General features: G+C 66.8%; 19 protein-coding genes. 6 read left to right on the top strand and 13 right to left on the bottom strand.

Annotated elements, in window-relative coordinates; genetic code table 11:
* Positions 1 to 79: 79 nt before the first annotated feature.
* Entirely contained in the window at positions 80 to 511 is a 432-nt protein-coding gene (locus tag DMX10_RS02580; protein WP_111259639.1) for a transposase, read from the top strand.
* A 142-nt stretch (positions 512 to 653) separates the two neighbouring features.
* On the opposite strand, the gene yccS is transcribed toward DMX10_RS02580, so the two are convergent.
* Together yccS and DMX10_RS02570 are read right to left on the bottom strand one after the other, a co-directional pair.
* Positions 654 to 2,831: a YccS family putative transporter gene (yccS, locus tag DMX10_RS02575; RefSeq protein WP_111259638.1), complete on the bottom strand. Its 2,178-nt coding sequence runs from the start codon at positions 2,829 to 2,831 to the stop codon at positions 654 to 656.
* Positions 2,832 to 2,986: 155 nt separating this feature from the next.
* The gene (locus tag DMX10_RS02570; RefSeq protein WP_111259661.1) at positions 2,987 to 4,165 is read right to left on the bottom strand and encodes an NAD(P)/FAD-dependent oxidoreductase; all 1,179 of its coding nucleotides are present in this window, start codon (positions 4,163 to 4,165) and stop codon (positions 2,987 to 2,989) included.
* 153 nt (positions 4,166 to 4,318) lie between these two features.
* Between DMX10_RS02570 and DMX10_RS02565 the strand changes: the two genes are divergently transcribed.
* Positions 4,319 to 5,053, top strand: a complete 735-nt coding sequence (locus tag DMX10_RS02565; RefSeq protein WP_111259637.1) for an ABC transporter substrate-binding protein — start codon at positions 4,319 to 4,321, stop codon at positions 5,051 to 5,053.
* Here DMX10_RS02565 and DMX10_RS02560 read toward each other — a convergent pair.
* The 3 genes from DMX10_RS02560 to mdtD all read right to left on the bottom strand — a co-directional run bounded on the left by DMX10_RS02560 (position 5,050) and on the right by mdtD (position 9,240).
* Positions 5,050 to 6,288 carry a diguanylate cyclase gene (locus DMX10_RS02560; protein ID WP_111259636.1) on the bottom strand — a complete coding sequence of 413 codons (1,239 nt, stop codon included), beginning with the start codon at positions 6,286 to 6,288 and terminating at the stop codon, positions 5,050 to 5,052. The two genes, DMX10_RS02565 and DMX10_RS02560, sit on opposite strands and share 4 nt — an antisense overlap.
* A gap of 70 nt (positions 6,289 to 6,358) precedes the next feature.
* The gene (gene dbpA / locus DMX10_RS02555) at positions 6,359 to 7,741 is read right to left on the bottom strand and encodes an ATP-dependent RNA helicase DbpA (protein WP_111259635.1); all 1,383 of its coding nucleotides are present in this window, start codon (positions 7,739 to 7,741) and stop codon (positions 6,359 to 6,361) included.
* A gap of 83 nt (positions 7,742 to 7,824) precedes the next feature.
* Positions 7,825 to 9,240 (bottom strand): multidrug transporter subunit MdtD, encoded by a 1,416-nt coding sequence (gene mdtD, locus DMX10_RS02550; RefSeq protein WP_111259634.1) that lies wholly within the window; start codon positions 9,238 to 9,240, stop codon positions 7,825 to 7,827.
* Between the two features lie 128 nt (positions 9,241 to 9,368).
* Here mdtD and torT point away from each other — a divergent pair, with 128 nt between their 5' ends.
* On the top strand, positions 9,369 to 10,400 hold the full coding sequence (gene torT / locus DMX10_RS02545; protein WP_111259633.1) for a TMAO reductase system periplasmic protein TorT: 1,032 nt from the start codon (positions 9,369 to 9,371) through the stop codon (positions 10,398 to 10,400).
* 57 nt (positions 10,401 to 10,457) lie between these two features.
* Here the strand turns inward: torT and betA are convergent, their stop codons facing one another.
* Together betA and betB are read right to left on the bottom strand one after the other, a co-directional pair.
* Positions 10,458 to 12,149 (bottom strand): choline dehydrogenase, encoded by a 1,692-nt coding sequence (gene betA / locus DMX10_RS02540; protein ID WP_111259632.1) that lies wholly within the window; start codon positions 12,147 to 12,149, stop codon positions 10,458 to 10,460.
* 77 nt (positions 12,150 to 12,226) lie between these two features.
* Entirely contained in the window at positions 12,227 to 13,699 is a 1,473-nt protein-coding gene (gene betB / locus DMX10_RS02535; RefSeq protein WP_111259631.1) for a betaine-aldehyde dehydrogenase, read from the bottom strand.
* A 362-nt stretch (positions 13,700 to 14,061) separates the two neighbouring features.
* Between betB and DMX10_RS02530 the strand changes: the two genes are divergently transcribed.
* A complete protein-coding gene (locus tag DMX10_RS02530) occupies positions 14,062 to 15,597 on the top strand; it encodes a BCCT family transporter (protein WP_111259660.1) in 1,536 nt (511 codons plus the stop codon).
* A 639-nt stretch (positions 15,598 to 16,236) separates the two neighbouring features.
* Here the strand turns inward: DMX10_RS02530 and betI are convergent.
* From betI to DMX10_RS02500, 6 genes are all read right to left on the bottom strand, one after another.
* Positions 16,237 to 16,830: a transcriptional regulator BetI gene (gene betI / locus DMX10_RS02525; protein ID WP_111259630.1), complete on the bottom strand. Its 594-nt coding sequence runs from the start codon at positions 16,828 to 16,830 to the stop codon at positions 16,237 to 16,239.
* 203 nt (positions 16,831 to 17,033) lie between these two features.
* The gene (locus tag DMX10_RS02520) at positions 17,034 to 17,891 is read right to left on the bottom strand and encodes a glycine betaine ABC transporter substrate-binding protein (RefSeq protein WP_111259629.1); all 858 of its coding nucleotides are present in this window, start codon (positions 17,889 to 17,891) and stop codon (positions 17,034 to 17,036) included.
* A 132-nt stretch (positions 17,892 to 18,023) separates the two neighbouring features.
* Entirely contained in the window at positions 18,024 to 18,968 is a 945-nt protein-coding gene (locus DMX10_RS02515) for a choline ABC transporter substrate-binding protein (RefSeq protein WP_111259628.1), read from the bottom strand.
* A gap of 51 nt (positions 18,969 to 19,019) precedes the next feature.
* Entirely contained in the window at positions 19,020 to 19,904 is an 885-nt protein-coding gene (locus DMX10_RS02510; protein ID WP_111259627.1) for a proline/glycine betaine ABC transporter permease, read from the bottom strand.
* 2 nt (positions 19,905 to 19,906) lie between these two features.
* Positions 19,907 to 21,103: a glycine betaine/L-proline ABC transporter ATP-binding protein gene (locus DMX10_RS02505; RefSeq protein ID WP_111259626.1), complete on the bottom strand. Its 1,197-nt coding sequence runs from the start codon at positions 21,101 to 21,103 to the stop codon at positions 19,907 to 19,909.
* Between the two features lie 672 nt (positions 21,104 to 21,775).
* Positions 21,776 to 22,714, bottom strand: coding sequence for a choline ABC transporter substrate-binding protein (locus DMX10_RS02500; RefSeq protein ID WP_111259625.1), 939 nt, complete (start codon positions 22,712 to 22,714; stop codon positions 21,776 to 21,778).
* Positions 22,715 to 22,983: 269 nt separating this feature from the next.
* Between DMX10_RS02500 and DMX10_RS02495 the strand changes: the two genes are divergently transcribed.
* A complete protein-coding gene (locus DMX10_RS02495) occupies positions 22,984 to 24,360 on the top strand; it encodes an L-serine ammonia-lyase (protein ID WP_111259624.1) in 1,377 nt (458 codons plus the stop codon).
* Between the two features lie 415 nt (positions 24,361 to 24,775).
* Positions 24,776 to 25,876, top strand: coding sequence for a GlxA family transcriptional regulator (locus tag DMX10_RS02490; RefSeq protein WP_111259623.1), 1,101 nt, complete (start codon positions 24,776 to 24,778; stop codon positions 25,874 to 25,876).
* Positions 25,877 to 26,040: the final 164 nt, after the last annotated feature.

Raw genomic sequence — 26,040 nt, 5'->3', positions numbered from 1 at the left:
TTTTCCTGGGCGCGCTCGCGCAGCCATGTCTTTCCCCGTTGATTAGAGTCCCAGCTTTCCATGGAAGGAGGGCTGGCCAGTGGGCAGTCGCGACCTGCGCAAAGGGCGCGTTTCCGAACTCGGCAGGGTTTATCTCATCACCGCGACTACGGCCGAGCGGCGCCCGCTCTTCGCCGATTTCATGCACGCTCGGTTATTGGTGGGTGAACTGAGGCGCCTGGAACACGGCAACTTGGCACAGTCACTGGCCTGGGTGGTGATGCCCGATCATTTCCACTGGCTGATGCGGCTCAGCGGGCCAATGCCCTTGTCATCGGTGGTCAAGGCGCTGAAGGGCCGCACCGCAAGGCGCCTGGGCCTGTCGCTGGACGATGGAGGGAAGGTCTGGCAGCCAGGATTCCATGACCGGGCGCTGAGGCGTGAGGATGAATTGCTGCCGATTGCGCGCTATGTGGTCGCCAATCCGCTGAGGGCGGGACTGGTACAGCGCCTTGGTGATTACCCGCATTGAGACGCGGTGTGGCTGTGAGCGGGTGGCAGTCCTGCGGCCTGCTTCGCGAATGAATTCGCTCCCACGGGGCACCGTGCTTTTCTGTGGGAGCGAATTCATTCGCGATTGTCCGAGCGCAGGGTTCCTTGGGCGGCAGGGGCCCTCACTCCACCTTCTTCCCACTCGCCAGGTGCGCCGCCAGGGTGCGCAGGGCGCCGAGCTGGCGGCAGATCAGACCGAGTTCGGTCTGCACCAGGCGGGCGCGCTCGTCCATGTCCTCGGGGAGCTGTTCCAGCTCCTTGGCCAGGGCTTCCTCGCTGTCGCTGTGGATGGTCACCGGCTTGCGCGCGGCGAGGTCGTTGGCGATCTCTTCCAGGGCCGTGGCGATGCGTTCGGCGGCATTGCCCAGCAGGCTGCCCTCCAGCGCCATGGGTTCGGTTGCGCGATGCGCGCCGAGGGCGGAGAGGTAGCTGAGCAGGGTGTGGGAGAGCACCAGGAAGCGGAAGCCGATGTCCGCCTCCTTACGGAAGTGACCGGGTTCCATGAGCATGTTGGCCAGCGTCGTGGACAGCGCCGCATCGGCGTTGTGGGCGTTGCGCCGGGCCAGGCGGTAGGCGAGGTCGTCGCGCTTGCCGGCGTTGTACTGCTGCACCAGCTGGCGCAGGTAGCGGGCGTTGCAGGCCAGGGTGTTGGCCACCACGCGGTGCAGGCCACGGCCCTGCCAGTCGGGGAGGATGAAGATCACCGCCAGCGCGGCGATCAGGCTGCCCAGCAGGGTGTCCACCAGGCGCGGCACGAAGAGGCCGTAGCTGTCGCCGATCTGGTTGAAGCAGAACAGCACCATCAGGGTGATCGACGCCGTCGCCAGGGTGTAGCGGGTCGACCGGTTGGCGAAGAAGATCACCCCGGCGACCACGGCGAACAGCGATTGCACCAGGGCGCTGGGGAACAGGTCGAACAGCGCCCAGCCCAGGGCCAGGCCGATGACGGTGCCGATGATCCGCTGCACCAGCTTGCGCCTCGTGGCGCCGAAGTTCGGCTGGCAGACGAAGACCGTGGTGAGCAGGATCCAGTAGCCCTGGCTGGGGTGGATCAGGTGCAGCACGCCGTAGCCGACGCACAGGGCGATGGCCATGCGCAGGGCGTGGCGGAACACCAGGGAGGTCGGGGTGACGTTCTGCTTGAGGCGTTCCCAGACGTCCTTCAGGCCCTTGGGCGAGCGGTCCAGCAGGCTGCTGTCCTGGGCTTCGGCGAGGGCGTCGGGGTTGCTGGCGTCGGTCAGCAGGCGATCGAGGGTGGAGAGGTTGCCGGCCAGGGCGTTGAGCGAGCGCAGCAAGCCGCGCCAGGCCGGGTTGCTCTGGATGCGCAGGTGCTCCAGGGAGCGGTGCAGGTCGTCCAGGGCCTGGGTGCCGTCGTTGTAGTCGAACGGCTGGCGCATCTGGATGGCCTGGCCGAGCGCCTGGCAGGCGCCCCCCTGCTGGCGCAGCAGGCGCTGGCAGCGGAACAGCACGTCGCTGTGGAAGAACGCCTCGGCCAGCTGGTTGTACGGGTAGTGCGAGGAGCTGGCGCGTTCGTGGATGTCCTGGGCGAGGAAGTACAGCTTCAGGTAGCGGCTCACCTTGGGACCGGGGCGGGCGTTGCCGACGCGGTGCAGGATGATTTCCTTGGCCGCGTTCAGCGCCGCCACCACCTTGCCGTTCTGCTGCGCCAGTTCCAGGCGCTTGGCCTCCACGTCCAGCTCGCGCAGCGGCTCGAAGAGGTTGGCCTTGAGCTTGAGGTAGCGCCCCAGCTCACGGTAGAGCCGGGCCAGGCTCTGCTGCACCGGCTGGTGGGTGAACAGCGCCTGCCAGATCACCGAGAGCAGGCCGTACCAGGCCGCGCCGCCCACCAGCAGCGCCGGCTCGCGCCAGAGGTCGTGGCCGACGCCGTCGCGCTGGTCGACGCCGATCATGCTGTAGATCGACAGGATCAGGGTCGCCGAGGCGATGGTGGCGTAGCGCTCGCCCAGGGCGCCGAGCATGGTCAGGCCGAAGGCCGCCAGCGCCAGGGCAGAGACGAACAGCCAGGGGTAGGGGAACAGCAGCTCCACCGAGAAGGAGGCGATGCTGAAGCAGCCCAGGGTCACCAGCAGCGCATTGAGGCGGCCCTGCCAGCTGTCGTCGGTCTCGGCCAGGGCGCTGGCGATGATGCCGAGGAACAGCGGGATCAGCAGGTCCATGCGGTCCTGCTGCCAGCAGAGCGCCATGCTGCCGGTGAGGGCGACGAACACCCGCAGGCTGTAGCTGAACTTGTCCTGGGCCCAGAGGCGGCGCAGGGAGTGACGGAGCGAGGTCGATGGCATAACGGCCTTGTGGGCGTGCGGTCCGGGGGCTCGGCCTGCGCGGGTGTGCGTGGGCCGATGGCGAGAGGTTACCGCTTGGATGCTGCCCGGGCGAGGCGGGTTACACCCGCTGGCGTGAATGCGCAGGCGCTGGCGCCGTCAGGCATGCTGCCGCCTCAGGCGAACTGTGCGGCGGCGTGCGCCGAGGCCCAGGCCCACTGGAAGTTGAAGCCGCCGAGGTGGCCGGTGATGTCCAGCACTTCGCCGATGAAGTACAGCCCGGGGGACTTCTGCGACTCCATGGTCTTGGACGAGACCTCGTGGGTGCTGACGCCGCCCAGGGTGACTTCGGCGGTGCGATAGCCCTCGGTGCCGGACGGGGTCACCTGCCAGTCGCCGAGGGCTTCGGCGATGGCCTGCAGCTCGGCCAGGCTGTACTGCTTCATCGGCCGTGAGACGAACCAGCGCTCGGCCAGCAGGCCGGCGAACTTGCGGGTGAACAGCTCGCCCAGCAGGGTCTTCAGCTCGGCATTGGGGCGTTCGCCCTGCTGCTGCACCAGCCAGGCGGGCACGTCGAGATTGGGCAGCAGGTTGATCGACACCGTGTCGCCCGGGTTCCAGTAGGAGGAGATCTGCAGGATGGCGGGGCCGCTGAGGCCGCGATGGGTGAACAGGATGTTCTCGCGGAAGCTGGCGCCGTTGCAGCTCACCAGGGCGTCCACCGAGGTGCCGGAGAGCTCGGTGCACATCTCCTTGAGCTGGTCGGTGATGGTGAAGGGCACCAGGCCGGCACGGGTCGGCAGCACTTCATGGCCGAACTGGCGGGCGACCTGGTAGCCGAAGCCGGTGGCGCCCAGGGTGGGGATCGACAGGCCACCGGTGGCGATCACCAGGGACTGGCAGCGCACCGGGCCGATGCCGGTCTGCAGCTCGTAGCCGGCGTCGTGGCGGGCGATGCCGGTGACGGCGGTGTCCAGGCGCAGGTCGACGCCGTGTTCGTCGCACTCGGCCAGGAGCATGGCGAGGATGTCGCTGGCCTTGTGGTCGCAGAACAGCTGGCCGAGCTTCTTCTCGTGGTAGGCGATGCCGTGCTTGTTGACCAGCTCGAGGAAGTCCCACTGGGTGTAGCGGGCCAGGGCCGACTTGCAGAAATGCGCGTTGGCGGAGAGGAAATTGGCCGGCTCGGTATAGAGGTTGGTGAAGTTGCAGCGCCCGCCGCCGGACATGAGGATCTTCTTGCCGGCCTTGTTCGCGTGGTCGAGCAGGAGCACCTTGCGTCCGCGCGCGGCGGTCTTCGAAGCACACAACAGGCCGGCGGCGCCGGCCCCGATAATCACCACGTCAGTCACGAACAAGAAACCACCCTCGGAAGTCGAATCGGCCAAGGCGCGCGCCGGTGGCGAAGTCTACCCTATGGAGGTGCCGCGACCAGCGCTCTCCGCTGGCTGGCAAGGGAAATGCGTGCAGTCCGGCGATGCCGACCGTCCCAGCCCCAGTGGAAGCCATGGATGAAAAAGACCTGCAGTGTCCTGTTGTTGCTCGTTCTGCTGTGCTCGGGCCCGCTGCGCGCCGAGCACCTGCGGCTGGTGGCCGACACCTGGCCGCCGTTCACCGATGCGAGCCTGCCCGAGGGCGGCCTGGCGGTGGACCTGGTGGTAACGGCACTGGAGCGCGCCGGGCACAGCACCGAATACGTCGAGGTCCCCTGGGCGCGGGCACTGCGCGGGCTGGAGGTGGGCGACTACGACGTGGTGATCAACGCCTGGTACGACCAGGCCCGCGCCGTCTATGGGCTCTACTCCAGGCCCTACCTGGTCAACCGCGTGCGCTTCCTCCGCCACCGCGGCGCCAAGATCGACTTCCAGACCCTGGCCGACCTGCGCCCCTACAGCATCGCCGTGGTGCGCGGCTATGCCTATTCAGCGGAGTTCGACCAGGACCCGACCCTCGACCGGGTGCCGGTGATGGGCTTCGAGATGGGCGCGCGCATGCTCGCCGCCGGGCGCGTGCAGCTGACCCTGGAGGATGAGCTGGTGGCGCGCTATCACCTCAACCGCGAGCTGAAGGAGCTCAAGGGCCAGCTGGAGTTCCTGCCGCGACCGCTCAGCGAGAACAACCTGGCGATCCTGGTGCGGCGCAGCCACCCGATGCATCGCCAGGTGGTGGAGGACTTCGACCGGGCGATGCAGTCGATGCGCGATGACGGGACCTACCAGCGCATCTTCGACCGGCACGGTTTCTAGCGGTTGGCGATGGTCCGCCCGCGGCCTTCGTGCTTGGCCTGGTAGAGGCGCTGGTCGGCCTCGTGCAGCAGGCTTTCCAGATCCTCCGGTACGCCCTGGTAGACGCCGGCGCTGAATGACAGCGGTGGTGCATCGGCGGCGTACTTCAGGCGGGCGCAGTTGCGCCGCAGCTGGTCGAGCGCGGCCTTGACGGTGGGGGCGTCGCCCTTGCTGACCAGGGCGAATTCCTCGCCGCCGAGCCGGCCCAGCAGGGCGTCTGGGAAGGCGTGTGCCAGGACCCGCGAGAACATCACCAGGGCGGTGTCGCCGCTGGCGTGGCCGAACTTGTCGTTGATCTGCTTGAAGAAGTCGAGGTCGAGCATCGCCACGCTCAGCTCCTGGCCGGCACGCTGGGCCTGCTGGAACAGCTGCAGGCCCTGTTCGTAGAAGGCGCGGCGGTTGTAGAGGTTGGTCAGCGAGTCGAACAGCGCCGCCTGCTTCAGTGCGCGCATCAGGTCGCGGCGCTCCAGGGTCGACATCACCCGGCAGTTCAGCTCTTCGGTGCAGAAGGGTTTGCGCAGGAAATCGTCGGCGCCGTGCTTGATGAACATGGCGCTGAGCGAGCCTTTCTGGTCCGCCGAAAGGCCGAGGATGATCAGCTCGGTGCGGTGCAGCTTCTGCCGCAGCATCTTCACCAGGTCGAAGCCGCTGATGCCGGGCATGCCGTGGTCCACCAGCAGCAGGTCGATGTCCGGCTGCTCCTGGAGGATGTGCAGGGCTTCGTCGCCGTCGCGGGCCTCGATGATCTGGTAGAGGTGCGGGGTCAGCACGCGGCGCACGAAGTTGCGCGTGGCCTCGGAGTCCTCGGCCACCAGGATCTTCACCCCGCAGTTGCGCACCAGGCGGTGCAGCAGGCGGAAGACGTATTCGTAGGAGTGCTGGCTTTCCTTGAGCACGTAGTCGACCACGCCCTTGAGCAGGAGCTCGTCGCGGCGTTGCTCCTTGTAGGAGCCGGAGAGGACGACGCAGGGCAGTTCGTAGCGCAGCACCAGGTCGACGATCTCGCCGTCGGGCGCGTCCGGCAGGTTGAGGTCGACGATGGCGGCGAAGAACAAGGCGGCGGAGGTTTCCAGCAGCACCTCGGCTTCGGCGCAGGAGGCGCAGAACACGGGCTGCAGGTCCGGCTCCTGACGGAACAGGTGCTCGAGGATCTTCAGGACCAGCGGGCTGTCTTCGACGACCAGAATATTGCGCACGACCTACTCCCTTGCTGCGTGGCGGGTATCCCCGCCTGCGCTGTCATACAGGACGAACCTTTCCGGGGCGTTACTGGAGTGCCCGCACCTTGAACGAGCGACCCTTGATCTTGCCGTCGCTCAGGCGCTTGAGAGCCTGTTTGACGATGCTCCTGTCCACGGCCACGAAGGCCTGGAAATCGAAGATGGCTATCTTGCCAACCTGCGCCCCCGGAATGCCAGCTTCACCGGTCAGGGCGCCGAGGATGTCGCCCGGGCGAACCTTCTCCTTGCGCCCGCCACTGATACACAGCGTAGCCATCGGCGGCACCAGCGGGTCGCGATTGCGCAGCACCAGTTCGTCCAGGCGTTGCCAGTTCAAGGGGGCCTTCTGCAGGTCCTCGATGGCCTGGGCGCGGCTGGCCTCGGCCGGCGCCACCAGGCTCAGGGCCAGGCCCTTCTCGCCGGCGCGGCCGCTGCGACCGACACGGTGCACGTGGATTTCCGGATCGCGCGACAGCTCGACGTTGATCACCGCCTCCAGGCCGGCGATGTCCAGGCCGCGCGCCGCCACGTCGGTGGCCACCAGCACGCTGCAGCTGCGGTTGGCGAAGAGGGTCAGCACCTGGTCGCGCTCGCGTTGTTCCAGTTCGCCGTGCAGGGTCTGTGCCGAGATGCGGTTGGTGTGCAGGTGCTCGACCAGTTCCTGGCACTGCTGGCGGGTGTGGCAGAAGGCGACGCTGGACTGCGGGCGGTAGTGCAGCAGCAGGTGCACCACGGCGTCCATGCGCTGGGCCGGGTCGATCTCGTAGAAACGCTGTTCGATCTGGCTGTCGTCGTGCAGGGCCTCGACCTTCACCTGTTGCGGGTCGCGCAGGAAGCGTCCGGCCAGTTCGGCGATGCCCTTGGGGTAGGTGGCGGAGAACAGCAGGGTCTGTCGCTTGGCCGGGGTCTGCTCGATGATCTCGGCGATGCTGTCGTAGAAGCCCATGTCGAGCATGCGGTCGGCTTCGTCCAGCACCAGGGTGTTGAGCCCGTCGAGCTTCAGGGTGCCCTTGCGCAGGTGCTCCTGGATGCGGCCCGGGGTGCCGACGATGATGTGGGCGCCGTGCTCCAGCGAGCCGATCTGCGGGCCGAAGGGCACGCCGCCACAGAGGGTCAGCACCTTGATGTTGTCGGCGGCGCGGGCCAGGCGGCGGATTTCCTTGGCCACCTGGTCGGCCAGTTCGCGGGTCGGGCACAGCACCAGCGCCTGGCAGCCGAAGAAGCGCGGGTTGAGCGGGTCGAGCAGGCCGATGCCGAAGGCCGCCGTCTTGCCGCTGCCGGTCTTGGCCTGGGCGATCAGGTCGCGGCCCTTGAGGATCACCGGCAGGCCGAGGGCCTGGATGGGGGTCATCTCGTGGTAGCCGAGGGCATCGAGGTTGGCCAGCATGGCGGCCGACAGGGGCAGGGTGGAGAAGGCGTTGGTGGTCACGGGTGGGGCCTGGCAATCGGATTGGCGCGCAGTTTAGCAGGATGGCGCGCGGCCACCCTGCCGTCCCGGTGTCGCAGCGACGGTTATTCCTCCATATCGCCGGGCACCCGACGCACGGCGCGACCGCTGTCCGGGGGCAACTGGAAGAAGATCGCGGCCGCCAGCAGGGTCAGGGTGCCGACGCACAGGTAGGTGGCCTGGAACGCCGCCAGCACGCTGGGCGTGTCGGGCTTGCCGAAGCCGCCGAGCAGGGCGGCGGCCACCGCCACGCCCAGGCTCATGGACAGTTGCATGACCACCGAGAGCAGGCTGTTGCCGCTGCTGGCCTGGTGGTCGTCGAGGTCGAGCAGGGTGACGGTGTTCATGGCGGTGAACTGCATGGAGTTCACCGCCCCCAGGGCCGCCAGGTGCAGGAGCAGCAGCGGATAGGGCGTGTCGCCGTCGATCAGGCCGAGGCTGGCGATCATCGCGCCCAGCAGCAGTGTGTTGCCGAGCAGCAGGCGGCGGTAGCCGAGGCGGTCCAGCAGCGGCTTGGCCAGGGGCTTGGCGATCATCGCCGAGAGCGCGAGCGGGATCATGGTCATGCCCGCCTGGGCCGGCGGGAAGCCCAGAGCCACCTGCAGCAGCAGGGGCGTGAGGAAGGGCAGGGCGCCGCTGCCCAGGCGCGAGAAGAGGTTGCCGAGGATGCCGGCGGCGAAGGTGCGGGTACGGAACAGCGAGGGCGCGAACAGGGGCTGCTCGACCTGCACGGCATGCAGCCAGTAGGCGGCGAGGCAGGCGAGGCCGCCGAGCAGCAGGAGCATCACGCGCACGTGCGGCAGGTGCAGCTCGCCCAGGCCTTCCAGGGCGATGGTGATCAGCACCATGGCGGTGCCGAACAGCAGGAAGCCGTAGACGTCCAGGCGCACCGGGCCGCTGCTGCGCAAGTCGGGCATGAAGCGCCAGGCGGCCCAGCCGCCGATCAGGCCGACGGGCAGGTTGATGAGGAAGATCCAGTGCCAGGTGGCGTATTCCACCAGCCAGCCGCCGAGGGTGGGGCCGATCAGCGGGCCGAACAGGCCGGGCAGGGTGATGAAGCTCATGATCCGCACCAGCTCGGTACGCGGGTAGGCGCGCAGCACCACCAGGCGCCCCACCGGCATCATCAGCGCGCCGCCCAGCCCCTGCACCACGCGGGCAGCGACCAGTTGCGGCAGGGTGGCGGAGAGGGCGCAGAACAGCGAGCCCAGGCTGAACAGGACGATGGCGCCGAAGAATATCCGCCGGGTGCCGAAGCGATCGGCTATCCAGCCGGAGGCGGGGATCAGCAGGGCCACGGTGAGCATGTAGGCGATGATCACCGACTGCATGCGCAGCGGGTCTTCGGCCAGGTCGCGGGCCATGGCGGGCAGGGCGGTGTTGAGGATGGTGCCGTCCAGGGCCTGCATGAAGAAGGCGACGGCCACCAGCCAGGGCAGCAGACGGGCGGTGCGGGCGTCTAGGCTGGGCAGGTCGGGCATGGGATTCCTCGGGCGGGCGACCTTGCGGACTTTAGGCGCCGGCGGGCGGGCTGTCACCCCGCCGGCACCTGTCGCCGGCTGCTAGGCTGTGCTCATTCCCCTTGTTTCTTCGTTGCGAAATGGCCCCTATGCGGATCTGCTGTGCGCTGCTGCTCTCCCTGCTGGCCCTGGTGCCCTGCCACGCGACGGAGTGGTTCCCGGTATCGGTGATCGCCGATGCAAAGGCTCGTGACTACGTGCCCCTCACCCGTGCCAGCCGCCCCTGGCGCATCTGCACGCTGCTGCCCCATGGCATCGACCGCTACTGGTGGGGCGTCGCCTGGGGGTTGCACGAGGAGGCCCGGCGCCAGGGCGTGCAACTGGGCATCTACGAAGCCGGTGGCTACCAGTTCCCGGCCATGCAGCGCGCCCAGCTGGCCCGCTGCATCCAGCTCGGCGCCGACGCCTTCGTCATCGGCGCCATCGAGGCGCGCGGGCTCTGCCATGAAATCGACCAGTTGAAGAAAAGTGGCACGCCGGTGATCGACCTGGTCAACGGCATCGACTGCGCGGGCGTGACCGCTCACTCGCGGGTGGATTTCGCCGATATGGCGAGCGAGGCCTTGGGCTACATACGCGGGCGGGCGGGTGCAGGCCCCCTCAACCTGGGCTGGCTGCCAGGCCCCAGGGACGCCGGCTGGGTACTGGACGCCGAGCGCGGGTTGCGCACGGCCATGGAGGGCGCGCCGGTGCGCCTCGCCGACGGTGGCTACGGTCCGGTGGATCGTTCGACCCAGGCGGCCCTGGTGCGCGGGTTGCTGGGGCGCGAGTCGCGGCTGGACTATCTGCTGGCCAATGCCGAGGCGGCGGCCTTCGCCGGGCAACTGGTCAGCGGCTCGCCGTCGCGCTTCCAGACGCAGGTGGTGTCGCTCTACGCCACCGAGCGGGTGCTGGAGGAGATCCGCCAGGGGCGGGTGCTGGCCGCGCCGACGGACTCGCCGGTGACCCAGGCGCGCATCGCCATCGACCTGGCGGTGCGGGCGCTGGAGCACAAGGGGGAGGCTTACTGGGTCAGCCCGCGCATCCAGATGCTCGATCGGGAAAGCCTGGAGGATTTCGACATCAGCAGGCTGATGCCGCCGGGTGGGCACTGGATGATCCGCCAGGAGCTGCCGGAATAGCGCGGATGATTCGCGGGCCCTGCGAGAGGCGGGGGCGGTGCGAGCCGCCCCCGGGGGTCAGCCGGCCTTGCGCTGCGGCTGGGTGCGCACCGGGGCGTCGCCGGCCACGTAGTAGCTGGCGGTGCTGCGGGGCAGCGGCTGGCGGCCACGGATCCGGTCGGCGATCTTCTCGGCGATCATGATGGTGGTGGCGTTGAGGTTGCCGGTGATGATCTCCGGCATGATCGACGCATCCACCACGCGCAGCCCTTGCATGCCGTGCACGCGGCCCTGGCCGTCGACCACCGCCATCTCGTCGCTGCCCATCTTGCAGGAGCAGGAGGGGTGGAAGGCGGTTTCGGCGTGGGTGCGGATGAATTCGTCCAGCTCGGCATCGGTCTGCACATGGGCGCCGGGGCTCAGCTCGCGGCCACGGTATTTGTCCAGTGCCGGCTGCGCCATGATCTCGCGGGTGATGCGGATGCCGTCGCGGAACTCCTGCCAGTCCTGCTCGGACGCCATGTAGTTGAACAGGATGCTCGGGTGCTGGCGCGGGTCGCGGGACTTCAGGCGGATACGGCCGCGGCTCGGCGAGCGCATGGAGCCCATGTGCGCCTGGAAGCCGTGTTCCTGCACGCCCTTGCTGCCGTTGTAGTTAATCGCCACCGGCAGGAAGTGGTACTGGATGTTGGGCCAGGCGAATTCGGGACGGGTGCGGATGAAGCCGCCGGCCTCGAACTGGTTGCTGGCGCCCAGGCCCTTGCCGCGGAACAGCCAGTTGGCGCCGATGGCGGGCTGGTTCCACCACTTGGTGGCCGGGTAGATGGACACCGGTTCCTTGCAGGCGTACTGCAGGTAAAGCTCCAGGTGGTCCTGCAGGTTCTCGCCGACGCCGGGCAGGTCGTGCACCACGGGGATGTCGAATTCGCGCAGCAGGGCGCTCGGGCCCACGCCGGAGCGCTGCAGGATCTGCGGCGAGGCGATGGCGCCGGCGCACAGCAGCACCTCTCGGCGGGCGTTGACGATGATCGGCTCGTTGCCGTCGCAGTGCAGGTAGGCGACGCCGCTGGCGCGCTTGCCGCTGAAGAGGATGCGGTCGGTGGTGGCGTGGGTGACGATGGTCAGGTTGGGCCGGCCACGGGCCTGGTCCAGGTAGCCGCGACCGGTGGCGGCGCGACGGCCTTCCGGGGTCACGGTGCGGTCCATCGGGCCGAAGCCTTCCTGCTGGTAGCCGTTGAGGTCTTCGGTACGCGGGAAGCCGGCCTGTACGCCGGCCTCGACCATGGCGTGGAACAGCGGGTTGTTGCCGTTCTTGGGCGTGGTGACGCTCACCGGGCCGTCGCCGCCGTGGTAATCGTTGGGGCCGATGTCGCGGGTCTCGGCCTTGCGGAAGTAGGGCAGGCAGTCGAGGTAGGTCCAGTCTTCCAGGCCCGGGGCCTTGGCCCAGTTGTCGAAGTCCAGGGCGTTGCCGCGGATGTAGCACATGCCGTTGATCAGCGAGGAGCCGCCGATGCCCTTGCCGCGACCGCATTCCATGCGGCGGTTGTTCATGTAGGGCTCGGGGTCGGTCTCGTAGGCCCAGTTGTAGCGGTGGCCCTGCAGCGGATAGGCGAGGGCGGCGGGCATCTGGGTGCGGAAGTCCAGGCGGTAGTCGGGGCCGCCGGCTTCGAGCAGCAGGACGCTGGTGCCGGCGTCCTCGGTCAGGCGGGTGGCCAGTACGTTACCGGCTGAGCCGGCACCGATGATGATGTAGTCGAATTCTTGAGACATGAGGCTCTCTCTTTAAATGGCTGGGGGCTGGAAGCCAGGGCGCTCGAGGCTCCTGGCTTCCCGCTTCGGGTTGCCGTTTAGAAGACGGAGAAGTAGTCGCCGAGCTCGACCTGCACCGACTTGATGCGGGTGTAGTGGGCGAGGGTGGTGAGGCCGTTCTCGCGGCCCACGCCGGACTGCTTGTAGCCACCGACGGGCATCTCGGCGGGCGACTCGCCCCAGGTGTTGATCCAGCAGATGCCGGCCTCCAGCTTGTGGATCACGCGGTGGGCGCGGGCCAGGTCGCGGGTGACGATGCCGGCGGCCAGGCCGTAGTCGGTGTCGTTGGCGCGGCGGATGGCTTCTTCCTCGGTGTCGTAGACGAGGATGCTCATCACCGGGCCGAAGATTTCCTCGCGGACGATGGTCATCTCGTCCGTGCAGTCGGTGAACACGGTCGGGGCCACGTAGGCGCCCTTGGCGTAGTCGCCGTCGGTGACGCGTTCGCCGCCGATCAGCAGGCGCGCGCCTTCCTTGCGGCCGGACTCGATGTAGCCGAGCACGCTCTCCATGTGCGGGAAGCTGGTGAGCGGGCCGAAGTTGGTGTTCTCGTCCTGCGGGCTGCCCAGGCGGATGCGCTTGACGCGCTCGACCACCTTGGCCTCGAAGCGCGCCTGCAGCACGCGCGGGATGAACACGCGGGTGCCGTTGGTGCAGACCTGGCCGGAGCTGAAGAAGTTGGCCATGACGGCGATGTCGGCGGCGCGATCGAGGTCGGCGTCCTCGAAGATGATCAGCGGCGATTTGCCGCCCAGCTCCATGGTCACTTCCTTGAGGGAGGAGCTGGAGGCGCTGGCCATCACCTTCTTGCCGGTGGCGGTGCCGCCGGTGAAGGAGATCTTCTCGATCTGCGGGTGCTCGGTCAGCCACTGGCCGACTTCACGGCCGCTGCCGGTGAGGACGTTGAACACGCCGTCCGGTACGCCGGCCTCGGTGTAGATCTCGGCCAGCTTGAGGGCGGTCAGCGGGGTGACTTCGCTGGGCTTGAAGATCATCGCGTTGCCGGCTGCCAGGGCCGGGGCGGATTTCCACATGGCGATCTGGATCGGGTAGTTCCAGGCACCGATGCCGGCGACCACGCCCAGCGGCTCGCGGCGGGTGTAGACGAAGCTGGTTTCGCGCAGGGGGATCTGTTCGCCCTCGATGGCGGGCACGAGGCCTGCGTAGTACTCGATCACGTCGGCGCCGGTGACGATGTCCACGGCACGGGTCTCGGCCAGGGGCTTGCCGGTGTCCAGGGTCTCCAGGGCGGCCAGCTCGTCGTTGCGCTCGCGGAGGATCTCCACCGCACGGCGCAGGATGCGCGAACGCTGCATGGCGGTCATCGCGGCCCAGATCTTCTGCCCCTCGATGGCGCTGGCGACGGCGCGCTCGACGTCTTCCTTGCCGGCGCGCTGCACGTTGGCGAGGACCTCACCGTTGGCCGGGTTGATGCTCTCGAAGGTGGCGCCGCTGGTGGAGTCGACGTAGCGACCGCCGATGTAGAGCTTCTGGTCTTCGAATCGGGCCATGGGGTTCGTCCTCTCAGGTCTCGTTTACGCAAGGCGGGCCGCGCTCGGGGCGGGCCCTTTGTCGGAGTCCCGGGCACGGTGGAGCCGCCCGGATGCATGAAAACGAGCCTACTTTATTTTTATTGAACGTTCAAACAACAAAGAATAAGCTGCGCTCCATGAACGGGGCTGCGGCACATCGCCGCACCTCTTCAGGCCGCATTGCAGAGGCTTCGCCGGATTACATGAGCGGGTCGGCAGGGCGGCGCGGGTCTGTCGTTGCGCCGTCAGGCGCGTGCTTTCACTGCCCTGGAGCTCTTCTCCACATGAGTACCGCTTCCCTTGCGCTGCATCCCGAGTCGCGTGCGCGGCTCAACCCCGTGGTGTTCTTCGGTTCCACCGCGTTGATCCTGATCCTCACCGTTGCCCTGATCCTCTTCCCCGAGGGGGCCGGGCTCTGGCTGAACAAGGCGCAGAGCTGGCTCTCGCGCAGTTTCGGCTGGTACTACATGCTGGCGATCGGGGCCTACCTGTTCTTCGTGCTCTACGTGGCCTTCTCCCGCTACGGCAACCTGCGCCTGGGCGCGGACGGCGACCGGCCGGACTTCAGCTACGGTGCCTGGGCGGGGATGCTGTTCTCCTCGGGCATCGGCATCTCGCTGCTGTACTTCGCCGCGTCCGAGCCCATCGACCACCTGTACAACCCGCCGGAAGGCGAGGCAGGCACCGAGCACGCGGCGCGCCAGGCGTTGCAGCTGACCTTCCTCCACTGGGGCGTGCATGGCTGGGCGATCTACGCGCTGGTGGGCCTCGCCGTGGGCTACTTCGCCTACCGCCACAAGCAGCCGCTGGCGCTGCGCTCGGCGCTCTACCCGCTGTTCGGCGAGCGCCTGATGAAGGGCTCGGTGGGCAATGCGGTGGATTGCTTCGGCATCTTCGTCACCCTGCTGGGCCTGGTGACCAACCTCGGCATCGGCTCGCTGCAGGTCTCCTCCGGCCTGGAGTACCTGTTCGGCTACCCCCATAGCCAGGGCGCGCTGCTGACGGTGATCCTGGTGATGAGCGCAGTGGCGACGCTGGCCGCCGTGTCGGGGATCGAGAAGGGCATCCGCCGGTTGTCGAACCTGAACATCATCCTGTTCAGCGGCCTGCTGCTGTTCGTGCTGCTGGCCGGCGACACCCTGCACCTGCTCAATGGGCTGGTGCAGAACCTCGGCGACTACCTCAACGGCCTGGTGCTGAAGACCTTCGACCTCTACGTGTACACCGGGCAGTCCGGCAAGAGCGAGGCGTGGATGGGCCTGTGGACCCTGTTCTACTGGGCCTGGTGGATCTCCTGGGCGCCCTTCGTCGGCATGTTCATCGCCCGCATCTCCCGTGGCCGCACGGTGCGCGAGCTGGTCTGCGGCGTGCTGCTGATCCCGCTCGGTTTCACCCTGGCCTGGCTGTCGGTCTTCGGCAACAGCGCGCTGGACCTGGTGATGGACCAGAACGCGACCGAACTGGGCAAGGCCGCGCTGGAGCAGCCGGCGATGTCCATCTACCTGCTGCTGGAGCACTACCCCTGGGCCAAGGCGGTGATCGGCCTGTCGATCTGCGTGGGCTTCGTGCTGTTCCTGACGCCGGCGGATTCCGGCTCGGTGATGCTCGCCAACCTCTCGCGCAAGGGCGGCGAGCTGGACGAGGACGCGCCCAACTGGCTGCGCATCTTCTGGTCGGTACTGATCACCCTGGTGACCATCGGCCTGCTGTTCGCCGGCAACTTCACGGCGATGCAGACGGTGGTGGTGCTCGCCGGCCTGCCGTTCTCGGTGGTGCTGCTGCTCTACATGTTCGCCCTGCTCAAGGCCATGCGCATCGACATGGAGGCGCAGGAGATGAACCGGCACTCACCGGTGATCGCGCCCGGCCCCGTCTGACCGGCCCGCAATGAACAACGCCCCAGGGGAAACCCCGGGGCGTTTTCGTTTGTGGCGGATGAAGGATGACTTGTAGGGGCGATTTCAATGGCTCTGTCTGCGTTAAGTGTTGCTAGAGGATTTGAGTCCAGCTGATTGCCGAGTTCTGGTGATGTTTCTGGTTTCGCCCACCCGGGCGAGTCCCTTTTCTCAGTCGTCGGGATGCCGAACCACAGAAAAGGAACCAAAAGGGCTTGCCCCATCATCCGGCCCCGGCTTCGCCGGGGTTCCCTCACTCCATCGTCGCTATCGGGCGCCGGCGCGATGGGCCATCCATGGCCTGGCGCGCCTCTCGCGGCATCCATGCCGCTCGTCCCCCTGCGCAACGACTGCGTTCGGCCTCCTGGAGGGGCGTTGGCGGCTGCTCCAACTTTCTTCGCTCAAATCCACACATTGATGTGCGCACCAACCCAACGTGCACGTAGCGGCGGCTTTCGTAGGATGGCGTAGAGCGAAGCGAAACCCATGCGGTGGAGGTGGCACGAATCCTTGGGCGCCCGGAAAGCACGGTGCTTGAGCGCTTGCATTAAAACCACAACAGCTAACACAGACAGAGCCATTTCAATCGCCAAGCGGCGCGCAGCGCCGCTATTACGTGCGTCAGCCGGTCGCCTTGGCCAGCTGCAGGTCGAGGTAGTCGTAGGCGATCTGCAGCGCCTGCCGGGCGTTGAAGGTGGTGCCGGTGAGGGCGCTGCGCAGCCACAGGCCGTCGATCAGCGCGGCCAGGCCACGGGCGGCGGCGCGGGCGGATTCCTGGGGCAGCACGCGGCGGAATTCGCAGCACAGGTTGGAGTAGAGGCGGTGGTCGTTGACCCGTTGCAGGCGGCGCAGGGCGGGCTGGTGCATGCTGGTGGCCCAGAACGCCAGCCAGGTCTTCATCGCCGGGCCGTTGACCTGGCTGTCGTCGAAGTTGCCGTCGATGATGGCGCGCAGGTGCGCCCGTGCGGAGTCGTCGCCCAGGGCCGCGCGACGTTCGCGCACGGCCGTGCTCAGGGCCTGCATCAGGTGGCGCATGGTGGCTTCGAGCAGGCCGTTCTTGTCCTTGAAATAGTGGCTGATGATGCCGTTGGAGACACCGGCGAGGCGGGCGATGTAGGCGATGCTGGCATCGCCCATGCCGACCTGGTCGACGGCTTCGAGGGTCGCGTTGATCAGTTGCGAACGGCGGATCGGCTGCATTCCGACCTTGGGCATCAGTCACTCCAGATGGCGAATTCGAGCGAGGGAAAGCGCGCAGTCTAGGGCGTATCAAATTGATCGATCAATCAAGAAGGTCGCTTCAGGGATGACCTGTCGGTCAAAGGCATGCGACGTGAAGTGCCGGGAAAGGGGGATGCAGGACGAAAAACGGCGATGCGCACCGGGGGCACGCATCGCCGTGGCGGAGCCGCCAGCGCTTATTTAAGCCATTCGGCCACGCGCTCGGGGTTCTTGGCGATCCAGGCCTTGGCGGCCTCTTCGGGCTTGGCGCCCTCGCGGATGGCCAGCATCACGGCGCCCACTTCCTCGCCGCTCCAGGAGAACTTCTTGAGGAAGGCGGTGGCTTCCGGCGCCTTGGTTTCCAGGCTCGGGTTGGCCACGGTGTCGACGTGCTCGTCGTCGCCGAAGACCTTCTTCGGGTCCTCGAGGAAGCGCAGTTTCCACTTGGCGAACATCCAGTGCGGGATCCAGCCGGTGACGACGATGGGCTTCTGCGCCTTCTCGGCGCGGGTCAGCGCGGTGGCCATGGCCGGGCCGGAGCTGGGCATCAGCTTGATGTCGAGGTTGTACTGCTTGATGGCGTCCTCGGTGCGGCGCATCACGCCGGCGCCGGCGTCGATGCCGGTGATCTTGCCGTCGAAGTCCTTGCTGTACTTGTTCAGGTCCTCGATGGACTTGGCCTGGACGTAGTCGGGCACGATCAGGCCGATCTTGGCGCCCTTGTAGTTGGAGCCGAGGACGACGACCTTGTCCTTGAGCTTCTCGAAGTACTCGCCGTGGGTGGCGGGCAGCCAGGCGGAGAGGGTGGCATCCAGGTCACCACGGGCGATGCCCTGCCACATGATGGCGGGCTCCACGGGCTTGAGCTCGACGCCGTAGCCGAGCTTCTCCTTGAGGATTTCGCCGGCGACGTGGGTGGCGGCGACGCTGTCGTCCCAGCCGTTGACGTAACCGATCTTCAGGGTGGGCTTGTCAGCGGCGTGGGCGCTGCCGAGGCCGATGGCCAGGGCGGCGATGCCGATGGATTGCAGACACAGGGACTTCAGCTTTCGCATACGTAATGCTCCATCAGGTGGGATTGGCAGCTAGCTACGTTGGATGCCACGGGCCCGTTCTCGGGCGGGCTGGGTGGCGCTGCATGCCATGACCCGGCTGGGCCATGGCTGCAGGAGACGGGAAGCGGAAAATCAGAGGCCGACGTGTTTCTTCACGGCGGCGGCGCCGTCCTGGCCGTCGAGGGTGGTGACGCCTGCCAGCCACTTGTCGAGGATCGCCGGGTTGGCCTTGATCCAGTCCTTGGCGACCACCACCGGGTCTTCCTTCTTCAGGACGCGGTCCATCAGCTGGCTTTCGATCTCGACGCTGAACTGCAGGTTGTTCAGCAGCTTGCCGACGTTGCCGCAGCGCGCCTCGTAATCCGGCGGTACCACGGTGTAGACCTTGGCGGCGCCGAAGTCCGGGCCGAACACGTCATCGCCACCGGCGAGGTAGGTGATGTCGAACTGGGTGTTCATCGGGTGCGGGGCCCAGCCGAGGAAGACCACCGGCTCCTTCTTCTTCACCGCGCGCTGCACCTGGACCAGCATGCCGGCCTCGCTGGACTCGACCATGCGGAAGCCGCCGAGGCCGAACTGGTCGCCCTTGATCATCTTGTCGATCAGCAGGTTGCCGTCGTTGCCCGGCTCGATGCCGTAGATCTTGCCGCCCAGCTGGTCCTTGAACTTGGCGATGTCCTGGAAGCTCTTCAGGCCCGCTTCGGCGGCATAGGTGGGCACGGCGAGGGTGTACTTGGCGCCTTCGAGGTTGGCGGTCGGCAGCACCTTCACGCCGTTGTCCTTGGTGAAGGGCTCGATCACGGCGTCCATGGAGGGCGCCCAGTAGCCGAGGAACACATCGATCTGCTTGTTCTTCACGCCGGTGAAGGCGATCGGGACCGAAGCCATGATCTTGCGCGGGGTGTACCCCAGGCCCTCGGTGAGGACCATCGCGACGCCGGTGGTGGCCGAGATGTCGGCCCAGCCGATCTCGGCGAAACGCACCTGTTTGCAGCTCTCCGGGTCCTGCGCCCACGCGCCTTGCACCAGCGCGCAGGCCAGCAAGCCGGCACCCGCGATCTTCTTCATGTTCATCATCTGCAACTCCCTGCTACTGGAAAGTGATGGCTCTTGTTTTCTAGGTATGCGTCATTGCCGTTGCAGCTTGGCCCGTGCGCTCAACCAGCCGAACAGGCGGCCGCGGGAAGCGGTCTGCGGGGTACCGAAGCTCTCGGTGATGCGGTCGAGGATGATCGCCAGCAGCACCACGGCCATGCCGCTCTCGAAGCCCAGGCCGATGTCCAGGCGCTGGATGCTGGCGAGCACGTCGTTGCCCAGGCCACCGGCACCGACCATCGAGGCGATGATCACCATCGACAGCGCCATCATGATGGTCTGGTTGACCCCGGCCATGATCGAGGGCATCGCGTTCGGCAGCTGCACCTTGTATAGCAGCTGCCAGCTGGTGCAGCCGAAGGATTGCCCGGCCTCGACGATTTCCTTGTTCACCTGGCGGATGCCGAGGCTGGTCAGGCGCACCGCCGGGGGCATGGCGAAGATCACCGTGGCGATGATCCCGGGCACGCGGCCGAGGCCGAAGAGCATGGCGGCGGGGATCAGGTAGACGAACGCCGGCATGGTCTGCATGAAGTCGAGGATGGGGCGGATGATGTAGGCCACCCGCTCGCTCTTCGCCGCCCAGATGCCCAGGGGCACGCCCAGCAGCAGGCTGATCAGGGTCGAGGAGAAGGTCAGCCCGAGGGTCACCACCGTCTGCTCCCAGAAGCCGGTGAGCACGATGAGCACGAAGGCGACGGCGGTGAACAGGGCGAACTTGACGCCGATGCGCCACAGCCCGAGGCCGACGAAGACGGCGATCACCAGCCAGGCCGGCGGCCACATGAGGAAGCGCTCGATCAGCTCGGAGAAGCCGCTGACCACGGCGCCGATGTTCTCGAAGGCGCCGCTGTAGTTGTCCAGCAGGTGCTGGACGACATCGTTGACCCAGCTGCCCAGATCCAGTTTCTCGCTCATGGTCATTCCCCCTGCAGGCGGCTAAGCAGGCGGCCCTTGCTGATGGCGCCGCAGTAATGGCCGTCCTGGTCGACGACTGGGATGGGACCTTCGTTGTCCACGAGGCGCTCGATCACCTGTTCCAGGGGGAGGTCCTCGGGCACCGGCACGATGTGCTTGAGCAGCTCGGGCTCCAGGCTCCTGGTCTGGCCTTCCTCCACCAGCAGGGCGATCTTCTCCAGGCTGATGGAGCCGCGGAACTTGTTGTCCTCGTCGACGATGAAGGCGTAGTGCTTGTCCAGCGCCTGCAGCTCCTGGCATACCTGCTGGGCGTCGGGCGCCTTGCCGTTGTGCACGTACAGCGGGACGCTGTCGGCCTTGAGCTGGCCGGCGGTGAGGTAGCGGCTGGTGTCGACGGTGTCGAAGAAGTTGCGCACGTAGTCGTTGGCGGGCTTCTCGATCAGCTCCTGCGGGGTGCCGACCTGGACCAGCTTGCCGCCTTCCATGATGCCGATGCGGGTGCCGATGCGCATGGCCTCCTCGATATCGTGGGAGACGAAGATGATGGTACGGCGGTGGGTCTTCTGCAGTTGCAGGAGCACGTCCTGCATCTCGCGGCGCTTGAGCGGGTCGAGGGCCGAGAAGGCCTCGTCCATGATGATCATCGAAGGGTCGACCGCCAGGGCGCGCGCCAGGCCGACGCGCTGCTGCATGCCGCCGGACAGTTCATGGGGGTACTTCTGGGCGAAGGGCGCCAGGCCCACCTGCTCCAGTACTTCCATGGCGCGGCGCTCGCGCTCCTTCTTGCTCTTGCCGGCCACTTCGAGGCCGAAGGCGGCGTTGTCCAGCACCGTGCGCGAGGGCATCAGGGCGAAGGACTGGAAGACCATGCTCATGTCGCGGCGACGCAGGTCGATCAGCTGCGCCTTGGGCAGCTTGGCGACGTTCTGCCCGTCGATGAACACGTCACCGGCGGTGGGTTCGATCAGGCGATTGATCAGGCGGATGAGGGTGGACTTGCCCGAGCCGGAGAGGCCCATGAGCACGAAGATTTCGCCCTCCTCGACGCTGAACGACACGTCGCTGACGCCGATCACCGCGCCACGTTCGGCGAGGATCCTCTCCTTGCTCCAGCCTTGCTTGAGCAAGTCGATGGCTTCTTGTGGCTGTTGGCCGAAAACCTTGTAGAGGTTCTGGACCACGATTTTTCCAGACTGCATGGGATGGTTCCCCTTCAGTAGACATCCAGATCAGCTACACGGGACCCGGCGGGCGCCACGGGGACGCGCCGACAGGCGATGCCGACTGTTATTGCCTGTGTGGGTTTACTGGTTCCAGGGTGTGGCAGGGAGATCGCGCAACGGGCGGCGGGGGGACGGCACGACACGGGTTCGGCGGTCCGCCATGACACCTCGGGTGTATGGACGACCGTTCGATTCCTTGAGTTCCTGACCTTCATTCCGCTGTATTGCAAACCGCTTTCCAAACCCTCTGGCAGTGCTACGAAACCCGATCCTTGGGTCGTTCAACACCTCGACCGGAGGTGCGCGTACATCCGAAATTTCTTGTAGGGCGGAAGCCTGTCACAGGGGGCTCCGCCGTTTTCTGTTCTTCGGTCCGGGGCTGAGGGCCCCGGTCTGTCAGTTCTGGCTTGAAGCGACAGCGACGAAATCGGCTGAGTCAACGATATAGCCTCGGTGGCCGGGCAATTGTCGGTTTACGACTCTGACGTGTTGGGCGACGACACCAGGTCGGTTGCCGAAAAAAACCATAACAGAATTTTCTCACCGGATAGAAATGCTGGAACCCGCGCAGGGCGCGGGTTTCAGGGGTTGACATGGCCATAGGCAAGAGCTGCCGGGGGCTTCAGCGCAATGGCGAAAAAGCGAAATTCATGGCGCTGCGGCGAGCCCGAGAGCGGCATTCGCCATTTTCCCGTCACGGGTGGTGACCCCATCGAGCCACTTCTCCAGTTGCTCGGGATGCGCCTTGAGCCAGGCCTTGGCCTCGCGCCGGCGATTGGTGCTCTGGTTGAGGATCGCCCCCATCAGGTGGTTTTCCATTTCCAGGCTGAACTGCAGGTTGCCGAGCAGCCTCCCCAGGTTCGGGCATTCCTTGGCCAGGCCGGCTCGGGTGTTGGTGTAGACGGTGGCACCACCGAAGTCGGGGCCGAAATAGTCGTCGCCTCCGGCCAGGTAGTGCATCTGGAACTGGTTGTTCATCGGGTGCGGCTCCCAGCCCAGGAACACCACCCACTGCTTGAGGTGCTCGGCGCGCTTGACCTGGGACAGCATGCCGCTCTCGCTGGACTCCACCAGCTTGAAGTCGGCGAGGCCGAACGCCTTCTCGTCGATCATCTTCTGGATCAGCTTGTTGCCGTCGTTGCCGGGTTCGATCCCGTAGAGCTTCCCGCCCAGCTCGTTCTTGAACCGGGCCAGGTCGGCGAAGCTCTTCAGGCCCCCGTCATAGGCCGCCTGGTTCACCGCCAGGGTGTACTTGGCGCCCTTGAGGTTGGCGCCCAGGGTGTCGACCGAGCCGTTCTCGCGGTACGGCTTGATGTCGTTCTCCATGCTCGGCATCCAGTTGCCGAGGAACACGTCGATCTTCTTCTCCGACAGCGCCTTGTAGGTGTCGGGCACCGAGAGGCGCTTGACCTGCGTGCTGTAGCCCAGCTCGGTCAGCACATAGCGGGTGACGGCGGTGGTGGCGGTGATGTCGGTCCAGCCGACATCGGCGAAACGGACGGTCTTGCAGGATTCCGGTTCTACGGCCTGGGCCAGCAGCGGGGTGCAGAGCGCTACGGCCAGGAACCGGTTGATAAATGGGTTCATGGGGACTTCCACAGCAGTGTCGAGGGTGGGCGATCGCCTGTCCGCGCGGCGAACGGACTGCTGCTGGCCGGTGCGGGTGCGCCCGGATCATGTGACGAAGTCGCGCCTGCTTCTACGAAGCAGGTCGCAAGCAGAAAGGTACTGTCGCTTTTTTCGCCTGTGCGTCGCCGCGACGTATTTGGACACGAGCGGGTCGGTGTGGGGCGGCGGGGGCGTCCGGAAATGCCGATCATGTGGCCCAAGCCCCACCACCTCTCGCGGAGACCATCGTGGCCATCAGCGTGTTCGACCTGTTCAAGATCGGGATCGGTCCCTCCAGCTCCCACACCGTCGGCCCCATGCGGGCAGCCGTGCTCTTCGTCGGCGCCTTGCGTGAGCGGCAGTTGCTGGAGCGGGTGACGCGCCTGGAGGTGAACCTCTACGGCTCGCTCTCCGCCACCGGGGTTGGCCACGGCACCGATCGCGCCGTGGTCATGGGGCTGATGGGCGAGTGGCCGGACCGCATCGACCCCAGGCAGATCGCCCCGCGCATCGCCGAGCTGCTCGCCAGCGGGATCCTGCCGCTCGATGGTTGCCTGCCGGTGCCCTTCGACTGGCAGCGCGACATGCGCCTGCTCGACGAGAACCTGCCGTATCACCCCAACGCCATGACCCTGGTGGCCTTCGGTGAGAGCGGCGAGCTGCACCGCGATACCTACTATTCGGTCGGCGGCGGTTTCGTCGTCGACGCCGAGCAGGCCGCCGCCGGCCAGCTCGACCAGGACCACACCCGGCTGCCCTACGACTTCTCCAGTGCCGAAGAGCTGCTGCGCCTGTGCAAGCGCCACGGCCTGCGCGTCTCCGAACTGATGCTGGCCAACGAGAAGGCCTGGCGCAGCGAGGCGGACATCCGCAGCGGCCTCTTGCGCCTGTGGGCGGCCATGCGCGAATGCGTGGAAAACGGCCTGAGCCAGGAAGGCATCCTGCCCGGCGGGCTCAATGTCCGGCGCCGCGCCGCGCGGCTGCACCGCAGCCTGCTGGAGCTGGGCAAGCCCAACGTCATCGGCTCGACCATGAGTGCCATGGAGTGGGTCAACCTGTTCGCCCTGGCGGTGAACGAGGAGAACGCCGCCGGCGGGCGCATGGTCACCGCGCCCACCAATGGCGCGGCAGGCATCATCCCGGCGGTGCTGCACTACTACATGAAGTTCAATCCGGAAGCCTCCGACGACGACGTGGTGAACTACCTGCTCGGGGCCGCTGCGGTGGGCATCCTGTGCAAGAAGAATGCGTCCATCTCCGGCGCCGAGGTCGGCTGCCAGGGCGAGGTGGGCTCGGCCTGCGCCATGGCCGCCGCCGGCCTGGCCGAAGTGCTCGGCGCCACCCCGGAGCAACTGGAGAACGCCGCCGAGATCGGCCTGGAGCACAACCTCGGGCTGACCTGCGACCCGGTGGGCGGGCTGGTGCAGGTGCCCTGCATCGAGCGCAACGCCATCGCCGCAGTGAAGGCCATCAACGCCGCACAGATGGCCCTGCGTGGCGATGGCGAGCATTTCATCTCCCTCGACCGGGTGATCCGCACCATGCGTGACACCGGCGCGGACATGCACGACAAGTACAAGGAAACCTCGCGCGGCGGCCTGGCCGTCAGCGCCATCGAATGCTGACCCGCTTTCGCTCCCCCGTGCGTCCGCCTGCCAGCTTTTGGTGCGACGCCCGGGGATGCGATGCGAACCCGGCGTGACCGATTGGTCACTCGCGCTGCCGCTCGTCTGTTACGCCCGGTATTCCCGGATGTAGCGGGGTGACAACGGCACCGCCAGCAGGTGCTACCTAATGCCCCAGAGCCCGCGAACCACGCGGCCTGGCGGTCGCTAACAGAATGTTTCTGTCGCTCTCGCCTAGCCCCGCTGGCATGGGGTTTGGATGCGCTTGTGCATTTTTATTGAACGCGCGAACAATTTAGGCATGACCTTTGCCTCGTATCAGGGGCAACTCATCTGGGTCAGTCGCCGTACCAGAACCATAAGAAGAGAACCTCGCAACGAAGGTTCACAGCGTGTTTAGCGTGAGGGTTTTCAGATGTCACAGTCCAACCAGGGCTCCCAGCCCCAGAACCGCGCTCCCCAATCCATCGGCTTCCTGCTGCTGGACAACTTCACCCTGATCTCCCTGGCCTCTGCGGTGGAGCCGCTGCGCATGGCCAACCAGCTCTCCGGCAAGGAGCTGTACCGCTGGTTCACCCTGACCCAGAGCGGCCTGCCGGTGAGCGCCAGCGACGGCCTGCAGATCACCCCCGACGCCAGCCTGGAGAACGCCCCGGCACTGGACGCGGTGATCGTCTGCGGCGGTGTCGACATCCAGCACAGCGTCACCCGCGAACACCTGCAGTGGCTGCAATCGCAAGCCCGCCAGGGGCGCCAGCTCGGCGCCGTGTGCACCGGCAGCTGGGCGCTGGCCAAGGCCGGGCTGCTCGACGGCTACGACTGCAGCGTGCACTGGGAATGCCTGGCGGCGATGCAGGAGGCCTTCCCCCGCGCCGCCATCACCACGCGCCTGTTCTCCATCGACCGCAATCGCAACACCTCGTCCGGCGGCACCGCGCCGATGGACATGATGCTGCACCTGATCGCCCGCGAGCATGGCCGCGAACTGGCGGCGGCGATCTCCGAGATGTTCATCTACGAACGCATCCGCAACGAGCAGGACCACCAGCGCGTGCCGCTCAAGCACATGCTCGGCACCAACCAGCCGAAGCTGCAGGAAATCGTGGCGCTGATGGAGGCCAACCTGGAGGAGCCCATCGATCTCGACGAGCTGGCCTGCTACGTCGACGTGTCGCGCCGCCAGCTCGAGCGGCTGTTCCAGAAATACCTGCACTGCTCGCCCTCGCGCTACTACCTGAAGCTGCGCCTGATCCGTGCGCGCCAGCTGCTCAAGCAGACCGCCATGTCGATCATCGAAGTGGCCTCGGTGTGCGGCTTCGTCTCCACGCCGCATTTCTCCAAGTGCTACCGCGAGTACTTCGGCATTCCGCCGCGTGACGAGCGCGCCAACCAGAACGCCAACGTGGTGGCGCTGGTGCCCATGCCCGAGGACCTGATGCGCCCCTCGTCCTCCACCGCCATGGCGGCCCTCACCCGTGCCCAGGGCGAGTCGACCTTCGCCAGCGTGCGCTTGTAAAGCACTCCCCGGGGCCGCTTTGCGGCCCCTTTCACCCCGGAGGCCAGTTCCGGGCGCAATTCGTAGGATGAGTCGGGCGGCGTTCCGCGAGCTCCGTGAAACCCATGCTGCCGGCCCGCGCCAGGGTCATTTCAGTGCCGGAGAGTGATGGGTTTCGCTTCGCT

This window comes from Pseudomonas sp. 57B-090624, assembly GCF_003234055.1.
Classification (GTDB): Bacteria; Pseudomonadota; Gammaproteobacteria; order Pseudomonadales; family Pseudomonadaceae; genus Metapseudomonas; species Metapseudomonas tohonis.
Note: the sequence above shows the minus strand (reverse complement) of the source record. Positions and strands in the feature narration are given on the sequence as shown.